Source organism: Peptoniphilus grossensis ph5, assembly GCF_000311825.1.
In the GTDB taxonomy this organism is placed as follows: Bacteria; Bacillota; Clostridia; order Tissierellales; family Peptoniphilaceae; genus Peptoniphilus_A; species Peptoniphilus_A hominis.
Window position 1 is genome coordinate 481,863 of sequence record NZ_HE978566.1, and the last position, 14,467, is coordinate 496,329.

At 29.9% G+C, this 14,467-nt stretch carries 14 protein-coding genes; 8 read left to right on the forward strand and 6 right to left on the reverse strand.

Annotated features, from left to right (window positions below; translation table 11 throughout):
* The first annotated feature begins 4 nt into the window (after nt 1-4).
* The 7 genes from HGPG_RS02230 to HGPG_RS02260 all read left to right on the forward strand — a co-directional run bounded on the left by HGPG_RS02230 (nt 5) and on the right by HGPG_RS02260 (nt 6,052).
* Nucleotides 5-1,240: a competence/damage-inducible protein A gene (locus HGPG_RS02230; protein WP_019124426.1), complete on the forward strand. Its 1,236-nt coding sequence runs from the start codon at nt 5-7 to the stop codon at nt 1,238-1,240.
* A 2-nt stretch (nt 1,241-1,242) separates the two neighbouring features.
* Nucleotides 1,243-2,310 carry a recombinase RecA gene (recA, locus tag HGPG_RS02235; RefSeq protein WP_019124427.1) on the forward strand — a complete coding sequence of 356 codons (1,068 nt, stop codon included), beginning with the start codon at nt 1,243-1,245 and terminating at the stop codon, nt 2,308-2,310.
* Between the two features lie 11 nt (nt 2,311-2,321).
* Complete coding sequence (locus HGPG_RS02240) at nt 2,322-3,299, forward strand: metallophosphoesterase family protein (protein WP_019124428.1); 978 nt, start codon at nt 2,322-2,324, stop codon at nt 3,297-3,299.
* Complete coding sequence (locus HGPG_RS02245; RefSeq protein ID WP_019124429.1) at nt 3,296-4,747, forward strand: AAA family ATPase; 1,452 nt, start codon at nt 3,296-3,298, stop codon at nt 4,745-4,747. Before HGPG_RS02240 ends, HGPG_RS02245 begins: the two co-directional genes overlap by 4 nt.
* Nucleotides 4,748-4,981, forward strand: coding sequence for a hypothetical protein (locus tag HGPG_RS02250; protein WP_019124430.1), 234 nt, complete (start codon nt 4,748-4,750; stop codon nt 4,979-4,981).
* A 4-nt stretch (nt 4,982-4,985) separates the two neighbouring features.
* Nucleotides 4,986-5,636, forward strand: a complete 651-nt coding sequence (locus tag HGPG_RS02255) for an OLD family protein (protein ID WP_019124431.1) — start codon at nt 4,986-4,988, stop codon at nt 5,634-5,636.
* A gap of 98 nt (nt 5,637-5,734) precedes the next feature.
* Entirely contained in the window at nt 5,735-6,052 is a 318-nt protein-coding gene (locus HGPG_RS02260) for a YerC/YecD family TrpR-related protein (protein ID WP_019124432.1), read from the forward strand.
* Nucleotides 6,053-6,070: 18 nt separating this feature from the next.
* Here the strand turns inward: HGPG_RS02260 and HGPG_RS02265 are convergent, their stop codons facing one another.
* From HGPG_RS02265 to HGPG_RS02285, 5 genes are all read right to left on the reverse strand, one after another.
* Nucleotides 6,071-7,786, reverse strand: a complete 1,716-nt coding sequence (locus tag HGPG_RS02265; RefSeq protein WP_019124433.1) for an Rqc2 family fibronectin-binding protein — start codon at nt 7,784-7,786, stop codon at nt 6,071-6,073.
* A gap of 736 nt (nt 7,787-8,522) precedes the next feature.
* Complete coding sequence (locus HGPG_RS02270) at nt 8,523-9,155, reverse strand: copper amine oxidase N-terminal domain-containing protein (RefSeq protein WP_019124434.1); 633 nt, start codon at nt 9,153-9,155, stop codon at nt 8,523-8,525.
* Nucleotides 9,156-9,185: 30 nt separating this feature from the next.
* The gene (locus HGPG_RS02275; RefSeq protein WP_019124435.1) at nt 9,186-10,151 is read right to left on the reverse strand and encodes a tyrosine recombinase XerC; all 966 of its coding nucleotides are present in this window, start codon (nt 10,149-10,151) and stop codon (nt 9,186-9,188) included.
* Between the two features lie 49 nt (nt 10,152-10,200).
* Nucleotides 10,201-11,739, reverse strand: coding sequence for a ribonuclease Y (gene rny / locus HGPG_RS02280; protein WP_019124436.1), 1,539 nt, complete (start codon nt 11,737-11,739; stop codon nt 10,201-10,203).
* Nucleotides 11,740-11,864: 125 nt separating this feature from the next.
* Nucleotides 11,865-12,161, reverse strand: coding sequence for a LysM peptidoglycan-binding domain-containing protein (locus tag HGPG_RS02285; RefSeq protein WP_019124437.1), 297 nt, complete (start codon nt 12,159-12,161; stop codon nt 11,865-11,867).
* A gap of 196 nt (nt 12,162-12,357) precedes the next feature.
* Here HGPG_RS02285 and lexA point away from each other — a divergent pair, with 196 nt between their 5' ends.
* Nucleotides 12,358-12,978, forward strand: a complete 621-nt coding sequence (lexA, locus tag HGPG_RS02290) for a transcriptional repressor LexA (RefSeq protein WP_019124438.1) — start codon at nt 12,358-12,360, stop codon at nt 12,976-12,978.
* A 190-nt stretch (nt 12,979-13,168) separates the two neighbouring features.
* Here lexA and HGPG_RS02295 read toward each other — a convergent pair whose 3' ends face one another.
* Nucleotides 13,169-14,464: a methionine gamma-lyase family protein gene (locus tag HGPG_RS02295; protein WP_019124439.1), complete on the reverse strand. Its 1,296-nt coding sequence runs from the start codon at nt 14,462-14,464 to the stop codon at nt 13,169-13,171.
* Between the last annotated feature and the right edge of the window lie 3 nt (nt 14,465-14,467).

The following is a 14,467-nucleotide window of genomic DNA, read 5'->3' on the forward strand; positions in this document are numbered from 1 at the left end:
ATTTATGAAAGCGAGCATTTTGACAGTTGGAAAAGAAATTTTAATCGGCTCAATTACTAATACAAATTCAAAATACATTTCTGAAAAGTTAACTGACATGGGAATAGATGTAACTAGGCATGTTTCTGTAGATGATGACTTAGATGAAATAGTCAAGGAATTAGAATACTCTACAAAATCATCTGATTTAATCATAATAAGTGGTGGGCTTGGACCCACTAATGACGACATAACTAGAGATGCTGTGGCTAAGTTTTTAAATAGAAAAATTTATCTTGACCAAGCTGAAAAGGAAAAGATGATTGATAGATTTACAAGACTTGGCAGAACCATGACTCCAAATAATTTAAAGCAGGTTATGTTAATAGAAGGCTCAGAAAAGATTGAAAACAAGTGGGGAGTAGCCCTTGGTGAGTCAATTGAATTTAAAGGAAAGAGAATAATTCTTCTTCCAGGACCTCCAAATGAAATGGAGCCAATGCTGGACTATTATTTTGCCAATAAATCCTTTACTGAGGAAAATATAATGGTAAAATCCATAGACATTATAGGTCTTGGAGAATCAATTATAGAAGATAGAATTAGAAAGATGTCCTTTGACGATGATTCTGTGAGTATAAATACTTTTGCTCATGGAACTTATACTGAAGTTAAAATTATTGGTAAGAACACTAAAAAAGATGAATTGCAATTTTCTATTGAAAAAGTTGTAAAGTCTCTATATGCTGAATTTGACACTCATGTCTATTCTGAAAATAATGATGATGTGGCAGGAGAAATTGTGAGAATTTTGAAAAATAATAATTTAAAAATTTCCTTTGCCGAATCCATAACTGGTGGAATGCTTAGCTCTGCAATTACAGATATTTGTGGAGCATCAAAGGTTATGGAAACTTCCTTTGTCACATATTCCAATGATTCAAAAAATAAAAATTTAAAGGTTTCAAAGAATACTTTAAATGATTTTGGAGCCATTAGCGAGAATACAGCTTTTGAAATGGCGAAGGGCGTTAAGGAAAGATCCAATGCTAATATTGGAGTTTCTACAACTGGAGAAGCTGGACCTAATTCATCTGAAACTGAAGTGGGAAATGTCTTCACTTGCATTTATTTTTCAGATGACAATTATTATACTAAGCACTATTTCTTTAGCGGAGATAGAAATAAAATAAGAAGAAGCACTGTCAACAGAGTATTATCTCAAATACTTTTTGTACTTAGAAAAAATTTTAAGGAGTAATTATGAAAGATAGTAATTTAAGCAAAGAAAAACAAGAAGCCCTTCACAATGTTTTGTCAAAAATTGAAAAGCAATATGGTGAAGGATCAGTAATGGTTTTAGGAGACGATGTTAAGCTTGATATTGATTCAATTCCTACAGGCTCACTTGCACTAGATATTGCTCTTGGAATTGGTGGAATACCTAAGGGTAGAATTATTGAAATTTATGGACCAGAATCTTCAGGAAAGACTACATTAGCTCTTCATATGTTAGCAGAAGCTCAAAAAATGGGTGGAACTGGTGCTTTTGTAGACGCAGAACACGCTCTTGACCCAGGATATGCAAAAAATCTTGGAGTTGACATAGAAAACTTGATTATTTCTCAACCGGACACTGGCGAACAAGCTCTTGAAATAACAGAGGCTTTAGTTAGATCTAATGCTGTAGATTTAATTATAATTGACTCAGTAGCAGCACTTGTTCCAAAGGCAGAAATCGATGGGGAAATGGGTGCAGCTCAAATTGGTCTTCAAGCAAGACTTATGTCACAAGCTCTTAGAAAACTTACTGGTGCTATAAATAAATCAAAGTGTACAGTTGTTTTCATAAATCAACTTAGAGAAAAAGTTGGAATTATGTTTGGAAATCCTGAAACAACTACTGGAGGAAGAGCTCTTAAATTTTATTCTTCAGTAAGGCTTGACATTAGAAGGACAGAAATCATAAAAAAGGGCGATGAAATGATAGGCAACAGAGTTAGAGTTAAAGTTGTTAAAAACAAAATTGCTCCACCTTTTAAACAAGCTGAATTTGACATTATGTATGGAAAGGGTATTTCTAGCGTTGGTAATATTCTCGATGTAGCTTCTGAAGCAGATATTGTAAAAAAAGCTGGTGCTTGGTATTCTTATGGTGAAGAAAGGCTTGGTCAAGGAAGGGAAAATGCAAAAGAATTTTTAGAAGGAAATCCTGAACTTTTAAAGGAAATTGAACATAAAGTTAGACTTCATTATAATTTAATCCCAGAAGATGAAATCGAAGCTGAAAATACAGATGCAAAATCAGAAAATTTTTTAGAAGATAAATAGGTTGTGATTTTTTGAAATTACTCTATTTAACAGACACTCACATAAGAGGCACAAGCCCACAAAATAGACTTGATGATTACCAGGAGACTTTAAAGGAAAAATTAAGAGAGGTAGCAAGTATTATTAAAGAAGAAAAAATTGACTACGTCCTTCACGGAGGAGATCTCTTTGATAGACCTGATGTCTCTGTAAGCATAGTCTCTGATTTTGCAAAAATTTTTCAAAGTTTTGGAGTACCAATTTATATTATTAGTGGCAATCACGATATTTTTGGTCACAATCCTGATACTCTTGATAGAACTATGCTTGGTCTTCTTTGTAATTTAGGTGTCATGAACTTAGTCAATTACAAAAAAATCATTTTAGAAAAGGATATTAGACTACAGCTTACTGGTTCACCCTATGTGTATTCCATGGACGAAGCTTCCAATAGGGAAAATTATATTTTAGATGAAGTGGATAATACTTGCAAGTACTCAATCCACATGACCCATGGGTTTTTAATTGACAAACCTTTTTTAAAAGAGGTTTCACATACTTTAATAGAGGACATAAGAAGCACTAAAGCAGATATAACTCTTGGTGGACACTATCATTTTGGCTTCAAAACAGTTGAGCTAGACAATAAATATTTTGTGAACCCTGGTGCTTTAATAAGAATTTCAAATTCAAAAGCTGAAATCAATAGAAAACCAAAGGTAAATATCATAAGCTTAGCTGATGATATAAAAATTGAAGACAGATTTTTAAAATGTGCTAAGCCAGGCGAAGAAGTTTTAGATAGGTCTGAAATGGAAAGGCATCAATTTAAGGGAATAAAGCTTGCTGAATTTAAGGAAAGTATTGATGCAACCACTAATTATAATAGTTTAGATATTTTTGATTTGCTTTTAAAAATTTCTAAAAGCGAAAATATTTCTGAAGAAGTAAAAAAAGAAGCTTTAAAGAGAGTTGAAGAAGCTCAAATTAATGGAGTTAGTTATTTATGATTTATATAAAAAAAATTGAACTTCATAATTTTCAATCCCATGAATACACTGAGATGGAATTTGACCGAGGACTAAATGTAATCCTCGGCAATTCTGATGTGGGAAAAACTGCAATTTTAAGGGCAATAAAGTGGGCTCTTTACAATGAACCTAAAGGCGATTATTTTATTAGACAAGGGGAGAAGGAGGTCTCAGTAAAGGTTACTTTCTCCAATGGTGTTGTAGTTGAAAGAGCGAAAACTCCATCGAAAAATTCATACTTTCTTGTAGATTCTTCAGGAAATGAAATGAGATTTGAAGGATTTGGTATAGATGTGCCAAAGGAAATCACTGATGTCACTAATATGTATAAGGTTCCCTTGGACAATTCAAACAATAAAACTATTTTAAATATAGCTGAGCAATTAGATGGCCCTTTTTTATTAAATGAACAGGCATCACTTAGGGCTTCTGCTATTGGAAGATTAATTGGCGTCAATTATGTAGATGATGCCCTTAGAAATGTAGTTAGGGATAATAAGAGAACTAACAAAGAAATTGTTGAATTGAGAAAAAATAGGGACGACCTTAAGGAACAATTAGATGAATTTTCTTATATAAAAGATTATAAAGAAAAGTACGAAAAAATTACAAGAATAAGAAATAAAATAAAAGATTTACAGGACAGACTCGATTTATGTTTTAAATTAAAAGAAAATATCGATAAAAATAAAATTGAGCTAGAAGAAGTTTCTAATTTAGTTGAAAAGTTTAAAAATTTAAATAAACTAGAGATAGTAATTCCTAATTTGGAAAATTCTCTTTTAAAGAAAAATAATTTTGAAAATTATTTAGAAAAAATCGTAAAAACTGATAGGGAGATTGATTTAATTAAAAATAATTTGAATAAACTTAAATCTTTAGATGGCTTATCTTTAAGGGTTTCAAAAATTACTGAAAATAAAAATAGACTCTTTATTTATGAAAGTTTATACGATAAATACAAGAAAAATATTAAAGAACTTTCAGAAGTTAAGAAAGATTTAAAAAACTATAAAAATAATGATGAAATTCAAAGGATTTCTGAAAATTTAGAACGTAAAATGGATTTTTATTCAAAAATTTATGGATACAGAACTGATTTAAATAATATCGATTCTAAGCTTGCTTTAGGTAATAATTACATAAAAAATTTTGGCAATAATGATAAAATTGATTTTATTTCAAAAAATATTGACGATAAATCCAAGAATCTAAAAAAACTAAGGGATATTAAAGAAAATTTTAAGGACCTATCTCTTAAAATTTTTGAAACAAATAATGAATTAAAAAATTTAGATGAAAATATAAGGGATTGCACTGCATCTTATGAAAAGACGATTCTTGATGTGGGGGTTTGTCCTTTCTGTTACAGTAAAATCGATGACGAGTCAATTGAACACATTAAGTACCACTTGAGGAATGATTAAATGAATTACGAAGAAAATTTAAAAAATTTAAAGGATCAACTAGACAGATTAAAAAGTATGAAATATAAATCTGAAGCTAGACTTGAACAGTTAAACTCACAAAAAAAAGAAATTCTTGTTGAAATTGAAAAGCTTGGCATTAAGCCAGAAGACCTTGAAAGTGAAATTTCTAATTTAAAAAATGAAATTGACAAACTTTTTGATGAAGCCAACAATTTAATGCCTAGGTTGTGATTTTTTGGACTTAAAAGAACTTGATTTAAAATTAAATCAACTTAATAACAAAATCTTAAGCGATGAGGGAAAAATAGAAATATTATCAGAACAATTAGATAAAACAGAAAAAATTTTAAAGGATAGGGAAGACTACAGCGATATTCTCACACAAGTTTCCCTTTTATTTCAAAAGACTTCTGAATTTGCTAGGGAACAATCAAAAAGACAAATTGAGGATACTGTGACAAAATGTCTACAATTTATTTTTGAAACGGATATTGAATTTTTAATTGAACTTTCTGAAGCAAGGTCTGTTCCTGTAGCTGAATTTTTTGTGCAAAGCAATTACCCTGAAGGTTATAGTGTAAAAACTAAGCCTGAAATTGCAAGAGGTGGTGGAGTAGTTGATATTATTTCCCTTGCCCTTCGCATTGCCTTTTTGCAGCTAAATCAGCCAAAATTATCTGGATCACTAATACTAGATGAACCAGGAAAACATGTAAGCAACGATTATGTTTTTAATTTGGGAGAATTTCTTAAAAAATCCTCAAACTTATTTGACAGACAGATAATTATGGTCACTCACAATCCTTATCTTTCTCAAATTTGTGACAAAGCTTTCCAAGTGAAAAATAAGAGGGGAATAAGCGAGGTAAGTGTATACAATCAGTAATTTTTTCTTGACTTTAGCAAGTAAAATTGTTAATATATTAGTGAAAATATGAATTGTTCATATAATACTTTTTATTACTTAAAAGTCAGGAGGATAAAATGATTTACGACTCAAAAATAAAGAGCAAAGAAGTAGACGGTTTATTTGAAGCTATTTTGCTTTTGGAAAATTTAGAGGAATGTTATAGATTCTTTGAAGATATTTGCACAGTTAAGGAATTGCAAGCAATAGCTCAAAGATTACAAGTTGTTAAATTACTTGTAAAAAATAAAACTTATCATCAAATTGAAGGTGAAACTGGGGCTTCAACAGCAACTATTTCAAGAATTAATAGATCTCTAAATTACGGAGCTGATGGCTATAAATTAGTTTTAACTAGATTAAATATTATAGATGAAGACGAAGAAAAAGAATAAGGGCGACCTTATTCTTTTTTAAATGTTTATATTTATTGTTTTGTAATTTGTGTAAGTAACAAGCCCTGGCTTTTTTGCAGGATGTCTCTTTACATACATTTTGAAGGTATAGTCCACTGGAATGTTTTGCGACTTTGAAAGGGAGCTGTACTTAGCAGCAAGCTTTGCAGCCGTTAAAAGAGAATTATTTGTAAAATCTCTCTTGTCATTTTTTAGGATTACATGAGATCCTGGTGCGTCTTTAACGTGGAACCAGAGATCATTTTTTTTCGCCTTTTTATGGGTCAAGTAGTCGTTTTGTCTATTGTTTTTGCCAACAAAAATATCAAAGCCATCTTCAGTTTTTATGGTAATATAATTTTCATCAGAATCTTTTTTCTTTTTATTATTTTTCTTTTTCTTCTTTAAGTATCCTTCTTTTTCCAATTCTTCATAGATTTCATCAATTTCATCTGGCCTTTCAGCAAAGTCTATATTAAGTAAAATTGATTCTAAATAAGAAATTTCTGATTTGCCAATTTCAATTTGTTCAGTCAAAAATGTTGCCGCATTTTTTAGTTTGGAGTACTTTTTATAATATTTAGCAGCATTAGATGGTCCATCTAAAGTTGAATCTAGTGGAATTTTTATTTCGTCCATATTATTATAGAAATTTTCAACAGTAACTGAATCAGCACCTTTTTCGATTTTATAAAAGTTAGAAGATATTAAATCTGCATAAACTTTAAATTTCTCTCTATTTAAAGCTACATTTAATTCATTTGCTTGGTTTGAAAGTTTTCTGTTTAGTTTTTCTATATTTTTCTTTACAAGTTTTTTTAAATCTTTGCTCTTTGAACCAAGACTATCTCTTAAAAATTTATAATTATAGAACTCTTCAAGTAGGGAAGAAATGCTTTCAACCTTTATTTTTTCCTTATCATTTAAGCTTTCCAAATCAATGGAATAGAAGTCTTTAAATAAATCTTCTCTATAAATTTTTATTGGGCTAAAATCATTTTTTCTCACAATTTTAAAAATTTCAGAAAATATTTTATCAAGCTCAATAATCTCAGAGTCAGTTAAGGCTGACAGGTTTCGTTTAAAGTCAATATTAGACCTATATTCAATTTCGCTACACATCTGTGAACTTATGCCAGTGAAATTTTTTAGGAAAAAAGATTTTATATTTAAATTTTCCTTTGAATTTTTAATCAAATCACTTATAGAATCAACTTGGCAAGGATCGAGTCCTTCTGAAATATCTTCTGGATTATAAGTAAGACCTGGCAAAATTTCTCTCACGCTAGATAAATTAAAATTAATTCTCTTTAATGAGTCAATAATTTTTTTTGAATCATCATCAATAAGTATTACATTGGAATGTTTGCCCATAAGCTCAATTATAAGAGCTTTCTTGCTATATTCGCCAAGCTCATCGCGAGATTTAACCAGAATTTTTATAATTCTATCCATTTTATATTGACTTACTTCAAGAATCTGATTGTTCTCAAGATGTTTTCTTAAAAGCATGCAAAATGCTGGAGGATTTTGCGGGCTGTCGAAGATTTCATCACTAAAATACATTCTAGGGCTTCCAGAAATGGATATAAAGAGTCTTTCTCTTTGACCTTTAGCTCTTATATTTATCAAAAGATCATTGTTATTCTGGTAAATTTTATCGATTCTTCCATCAATAACGCGATTATTTATTTCATAAACTAAGTTTTTTACTACTGTTCCGTCTAATGACATTTTATCACCTGAAAATAATTATAACATTTTTTTTGAATTTAATTGATGGAGTATAGTTAAAGATTTAGATGTATATACAAATATATGTTTAGAACATATGTATGTTATAAATTAATGAAAATTTTAAAAACAATTAACAATATAGAATTAGACATAAACAAAAATTTCTATAGGTGGTATAGAAATAAGATCATTTAAGAAAAAAATAATTTGCTACAAAAATTAGAATTATTAAATTGATTAAGTTTTTTGAGCTTAAAATAATTTAACGTAATTAATTAGTTTAATAAGGATAATATTATTTGATGATTATTATTAAAAGCGATTTAAAATAATATCAATGTGTGTGATAAATAAAATAAAAATAATGAGAGCAATATAAATTAAAGATTGATTTAAAAATAATATGTGAAGAACAAAATAAAAAAATTTGGTTGAAGGTTATGTAAAAAAATATTTTTGCTTGAAGTTTAATGTAAATAGTTCAACAAGTATTGATTTATTGCCAGAATGTGACAATTTATAAAATAACTTACTTAAAGCTAATTTAAATGGAAAACATAAAAAATAGTCACAAAATTATTATTTTGTGACTATTTTTGTCTCTCTTAATTCAAATATTTTCCAATACCCTATTATATCAATAAAAATTTTAATAGAGAAAATTGATATTTTAAAGATTTAAACAAATTAACTTTGCCTTTTATTTTAAAATATCATATAAATCAACTAAAAATTATTGGAAAATAGAATTTGATTCTTTTCCTTCCTGAACTTTTTCTCTTGGAATATTAAATTGATCTAAATATTTATCACTATTGTTGTCCTTCTTTATTTCTTCTTCCTTATTATCTTCTTCATAATTATATCTCTTGCCCTTAGTTTTAAATTTACCAGAAATATAAACTGAATCATCTTTCCAATCAACATTAAGACCTAAAGTTTCAGAAATAAATCTTATAGGCACATAAGTCCTGCCATCATATAAAATTGCTGGAGAATCTAAGTTTACAACTGAATCTTCTCCTCCTAAGTTTAGTTTTGCCTTAGTTGAATTAATATCAAGCTCTACAAGGACATCTATGGCACCAATTAAAATTCCACTAGTGTTAGTTTCCTTTCTTTGATAAAAATTGATTTGAGCGCCTAAATTTTCAGATATATATCTAATAGGCACCATTACTCTATTAGTGTTTTTGTCAAGGTATGCCCTACCCATGTCTTCTGGTATATTTTGTAGATTGTTGTTGATATAAATATTTACATTTTTATCAAGGGCATCCTTTGGCAATTTTCCAGCTGCAAAAACAGATGTACTTAATACCATAGACATTATTCCAACAATTGCAAGTTTTTTAAATTTCTTCATAATTTCTCCTTTATTATAAGTTTTTAAATATTAATCATCTTCTTTTACTTTGGCAAGAGGATTTGATTCTACCATTTTTTTAAGGGACTTTTTGTTTACGTGAGTGTAAATTTCTGTAGTATTAACAGATTCGTGTCCCAATATCTCTTGTAAAGACCTTATGTCAGCATTGCCATATTGATAAAGCAGTGTTGCAGCAGTATGTCTGAGTTTGTGGACAGAATATTTGTTTGTATCAAGTCCAGAGTTTTTCATGTGTTTTTCAATCATGTGCTGAATCGACCTGTTACTCATTCTCTGCTCTCTCATGGACAAAAATAAGGCGTCATTTTTTATTTGAGGACGAAGCTTTAAATATTCATTAACAGCATAAACAGAAGCTTCGTTTAGATAGATAGTTCTCTCTTTATTGCCCTTGCCTATTACTTTAAGAGTATTGTCATCTTGTAAATGAGAAATGTTTATACCAGCAAGCTCTGAAAGTCTCATGCCACAGTTTAAAAATAAGGTTACAATTGCATAATCCCTTTTTTTATAAACAGGCTTCATTTTTGCCTTCTCAATTGTCTTTAAAAGGTTTAAACTTTGGTCCAAAGTTAGATATACAGGGAGAGTTTTTTCTACTTTAGGCATATCTATATCAATAATTGGGTTTTTCTTAATTACCTCAATTTTAGCATACAAATAATTATAAAAGCTTCTAACTGATGAAATTTTTCTAAATTTCGATCTATTGGAAATCTTTCTTTCTCTCTCTAAAAAAGCATTATAGGCATATATATCTTGTTTAGTAACACTTTCTAGCACTTCTGGACTTATATCTTCAATGGGAATGTCATTAAAATCAATGGAATCATCTACTAAGTTTTTTCTTCTTTTTATAAATCTAACAAAGACTCTTAAATCGTAGTAATATTCTTTAATTGTGTTATCGGAAGAGCCCTTAGTTGACTTCATATAATCTAAAAAATCATCAACTAAACTTGAACTTATCAATCTATCACCTCCTACAAAAATAAAAACCTGACACAAGTCAGGTTCTTAATTATTTAGCGTATTCAACTGCTCTAGTTTCTCTTATAACATTAACTTTAATTTGTCCAGGGAAATCTAGTTCAGCCTCTATTCTCTTAACAATATCTCTAGCAGTAATAGTAATTTCTGCTTCAGATATTTTTTCAGGTTTTACTATTATACGAATTTCACGACCAGCTTGAACAGCGTAAGACTTTTCAATACCATCAAATTCATTGGCAATTTCTTCAAGTTTTTCAAGCCTTTGAATATAAGATTCAACAGTTTCGCGTCTTGCGCCAGGTCTTGCTGCGGAAATAGCATCAGCTGCTTGAACTAAAACTGATTCAACACAATTTGGTTCGACATCACCATGATGTGATTGGATTGCGTTAATTACAAATTCAGATTCGTGATATTTTCTTGCAATTTCCACTCCAATGTCAACATGTGGAGCATCAAGGTTTCTATCCACTGATTTACCTAAATCATGTAGTAGTCCGCCTCTCTTGGCAAGCTTAACATCTGCACCAATTTCTCCAGCTAATATTCCAGCAATTTCAGCAACTTCAACTGAATGTTTAAGGTTATTTTGTCCATAACTAGTTCTATATTTAAGTCTACCTAAATATTTAATAATTTCTGGATGAAGTCCGTGAACTCCAGCATCATAAGCTGCTTGTTCACCTGATTCCTTAATAATAGTTTCAACTTCATTTTTAGCCTTTTCAACAGTTTCTTCAATCTTAGTCGGATGAATTCTGCCGTCATTTACAAGTTTTTCTAAAGCAACTCTTGCAATCTCCCTTCTGATTGGGTCAAAGCAGGATAACACAACAGCTTCAGGAGTATCGTCGATAATTAAATCTACTCCAGTTATTGATTCAATAGCCCTAATATTTCTACCTTCCCTGCCTATAATTCTTCCCTTCATTTCATCATTTGGAAGATTTACGACAGCAACAGTAGATTCTGCAACTTGGTCAGCGGCACATCTTTGAATAGCTTGTGCAATTACATTTCTTGCATATTTCCCGGATTCTTCTTTAATTCTATTTTCATTTTCTTTAATAATAAGTGCTGATTCATTAGTAATTTCTTTTTTCAATTCATTGAGCAAAATCTCTTTACCTTCATCTTTGGTAAGACCAGCAACTTTTTGAAGTTCCTCTTCTCTCTTTTTAATAAGTTCGTCAACTTGGTCTTCCTTTTCTCTAAGACCCTCTAATTTCTTAGTAAGTTTTTCGTCCTTATGTTCAACTTGAGCAGACTTTTTATCTAAAAGCTTTTCCTTAGAGATAACACGGTCTTCCATTTCTTTGATTTCAGCTCTTCTAATTTTTGCTTCCTTTTCTTGCTCAGATCTTAGTTTTTGAATCTCTTCTTTAGCTTCGACGAGTAAAACTTTCTTTTGAGTTTGAGCTTGATTTTCAGCATCGTAAATCATCTTTTTTGATAATTCTTCAGCATTTTTGAGTTTACCTTCAGAAATATATTTTCGAATAGCATAGCCAACAGCCATGCCAATAATACCGATAATAACGACAATAATTAAAGTATTAAAATCCATTCATACACACCTCCTATTTAGTTTTCATGTTTCAAATTTTACAATCATTTTTAGGCATAAGCCTTAAAATAATTGTATATCTTTTAAAAGGATAAGTCAAATAAAAGCGTGTGCATGAACCTTATCTATTTGTTTTCATATATTGGTATAGCTAATTTATAACCTGGTTTAATCTCGTAGGGTGAAATATTATTTAACTTTTCAACATCATTAATAAATTTCATCTTATTCTTATATTCATAATTATTTGAAATCGACCACAAAGTATCACCCTTTTTTACAGTATAAACATATATTATAGCTTCTTCCTCTCTCATAAGATTTATAGTTTCATCTTTTTTAATGATTAATCCAGAATTAAACATAAAAATAATAAATAAAAATAAAAAAACTTTTGGCTTATTAATAATAATTCTCTTCATAAAATCACCTCATGTAAATTTGTTCGAATAAAGTTTAAACGCTTGTAGTAAACAAGTGTATCAAATATAAGTTCTAAACATATGTTACAACTAAGGTTCTATTATGTCAAGGAAATTATACAATTATTTAAACTATCGTTTGAAATACTTGTTTAAGTATGATATTATTAATGTAGAAAAATTAGGAGGTAAACCCATGTACGAAGATTTAAACCAAAGAGACCTTGAAATTTTGTTTTTTATTAAAAGATTTATTGAATCTAAGTCCTACCCACCTACTGTTCGTGAAATTTGTGCTGGTTGTAATATTAAGTCAACTTCAACTGTTTACTATGCCCTTGAAAAATTAGAATCTACAAATTATATTAGAAAAGATGCTTCAAAAACTAGAGCCCTTGAAATTGTTCCTCAAGATGATGACATACTAATGCTTAAAAAGAAAACTGTAGATGTGCCAATTGTTGGCAGAGTTACAGCTGGTGCTCCTATTTTAGCTGTTCAGAATATTGAAGATACTATGCCCCTTCCTGTTGATTTTGTATCAAATAAAGAACTTTTTATTTTAAAGGTTAAGGGAGAAAGTATGATTAATGCAGGAATTTATGACGGAGACTATGTAATTATTGAAAAGACAAATTCTGCTAGAAATGGAGAAAAAGTTTTAGCCTTAATAGAAGATGAAGCAACTATAAAAACTTTTTACAAAGAAAAGGATAGGTATAGACTTCAACCTGAAAATGATAATATGGAGCCTTTCTACTTTGACAAAGTCGATATATTGGGAAAAATTGTTGGACTTTACAGAAAAATGAACTAAAAAATACCCTTACTGTTAATAGATAGTAAGGGTATTTATCTTAAACTTTATTTAAATAGAAAATAATAATTTTTTTATAGGGATGTGTATATGCGTCCCTATTTTTTTCTTTTAAAAAATTAATTTTGAATTCAAATTTTAGTAATTTTGTCTGTAAGATTCTATTTGTATTATTTTTACATAAGACATTTTAATCTTTTTGTATTGTAACTAAATTTTCCTTATCAAGTGCATTTAATAGATGTATCAATGCGAATTTAATGTGATAGTAAGAAAGTCCTCCTTGGAAATATACATAATAAGGCTCTCTCATTGGTCCATCTGCTGAAAGTTCTATGGATGAGCCCTCTATGAAGTCTCCTGCTGCCATTATTACCTTATCATCATATCCTGGCATGTCCCAAGGCATAGGAGTGAATTCTGAGTCAACTGGAGAAGAAAATTGAATGTATTTGCAAAATGTTTCTAAAATTTCAGGTTTTTTTAGTTCAATTGCTGTGACAATATCGCTTCTTGGGTCATCACTTGATGGAATAGTTTTAAAGCCCAATTCTTCAAAACATTTTGAAAAAAGCATAGCACCCCTTATTGCATCCTCAACAATTTTTGGCGACATAAAAAGTCCTTGAAGGATTTGTCTTGTCATTCCAAAGGTTAGTCCGCAGTCCTTTCCTATTCCTGGTGCAGTAAGTATATTTGCCGCCCTTTCTACAAGTTCAGACTTGCCTACTAGATAGCCGCCCGTGTAGGAAATTCCTCCTCCAGGATTTTTTATAAGTGAACCTGCCATAATGTCTATTCCAAGCTCACTTGGTTCAATAAGTTCTGTAAATTCTCCATAGCAATTGTCCACGAAAATTTTTATATTTTTATTTATCCTCTTCACTTCATCAATTGCTTTTTTTAGTTCAGAAATTGTAAAGGCCCTCCGATTTGAATAGCCCGTTGACCTTTGCATAATAACAAGAGAAGTATTTTTTTTAATATAATTTTTGATGCTCTTTACATCAATTTTATTTTCTATTAGGGGCACTTCAGAGTATTCATAGCCAGTTTTTATTAAAGAGTCAGGGCTGTCTCCCCTTAATCCAATTACTTTTTGCAACGTATCATAGGGCGTAGAAGTAACAGATAAGAAGTGATCTCCTGGTTTTAAGACAGATTTAATTGCAAGTGTTATTGCATGAGTTCCTGATACAATGTTTGATCTCACAAGGCTATCCTCTGTCCTAAAAATTCTAGTGTAAATGCTTTCTACCTTGTCTCTTCCAATATCTCCATAGCCATAGCCTGTAGTCCAGTTAAAATCTGTAGATTTTAAACCTTCTTCCTGCATAGCTTTTAAAATCTTAACTTGATTATACTGTGCAATGTCACTAAATTCTTGAAATCTATTTTTTAGTTTTTCTTCATTTTTATTTACAAAATCAATTATTTTTTTATCAATTTTATATTCTTCTTTAAATAATTTGTCGTATATTGTCATCTT

Excerpts from the sequence above, each read along its gene's own strand:
- HGPG_RS02245 (WP_019124429.1), top strand. The coding sequence starts at position 3,296 with ATGATTTATATAAAAAAAATTGAACTTCATAATTTTCAATCCCATGAA.
- lexA (WP_019124438.1), top strand. The coding sequence starts at position 12,358 with ATGTACGAAGATTTAAACCAAAGAGACCTTGAAATTTTGTTTTTTATT.
- HGPG_RS02265 (WP_019124433.1), bottom strand. The coding sequence starts at position 7,786 with ATGTCATTAGACGGAACAGTAGTAAAAAACTTAGTTTATGAAATAAAT.
- HGPG_RS02260 (WP_019124432.1), top strand. The coding sequence starts at position 5,735 with ATGATTTACGACTCAAAAATAAAGAGCAAAGAAGTAGACGGTTTATTT.
- rny (WP_019124436.1), bottom strand. The coding sequence starts at position 11,739 with ATGGATTTTAATACTTTAATTATTGTCGTTATTATCGGTATTATTGGC.
- HGPG_RS02250 (WP_019124430.1), top strand. The coding sequence starts at position 4,748 with ATGAATTACGAAGAAAATTTAAAAAATTTAAAGGATCAACTAGACAGA.
- HGPG_RS02270 (WP_019124434.1), bottom strand. The coding sequence starts at position 9,155 with ATGAAGAAATTTAAAAAACTTGCAATTGTTGGAATAATGTCTATGGTA.
- HGPG_RS02285 (WP_019124437.1), bottom strand. The coding sequence starts at position 12,161 with ATGAAGAGAATTATTATTAATAAGCCAAAAGTTTTTTTATTTTTATTT.
- HGPG_RS02295 (WP_019124439.1), bottom strand. The coding sequence starts at position 14,464 with ATGACAATATACGACAAATTATTTAAAGAAGAATATAAAATTGATAAA.
- recA (WP_019124427.1), top strand. The coding sequence starts at position 1,243 with ATGAAAGATAGTAATTTAAGCAAAGAAAAACAAGAAGCCCTTCACAAT.
- HGPG_RS02230 (WP_019124426.1), top strand. The coding sequence starts at position 5 with ATGAAAGCGAGCATTTTGACAGTTGGAAAAGAAATTTTAATCGGCTCA.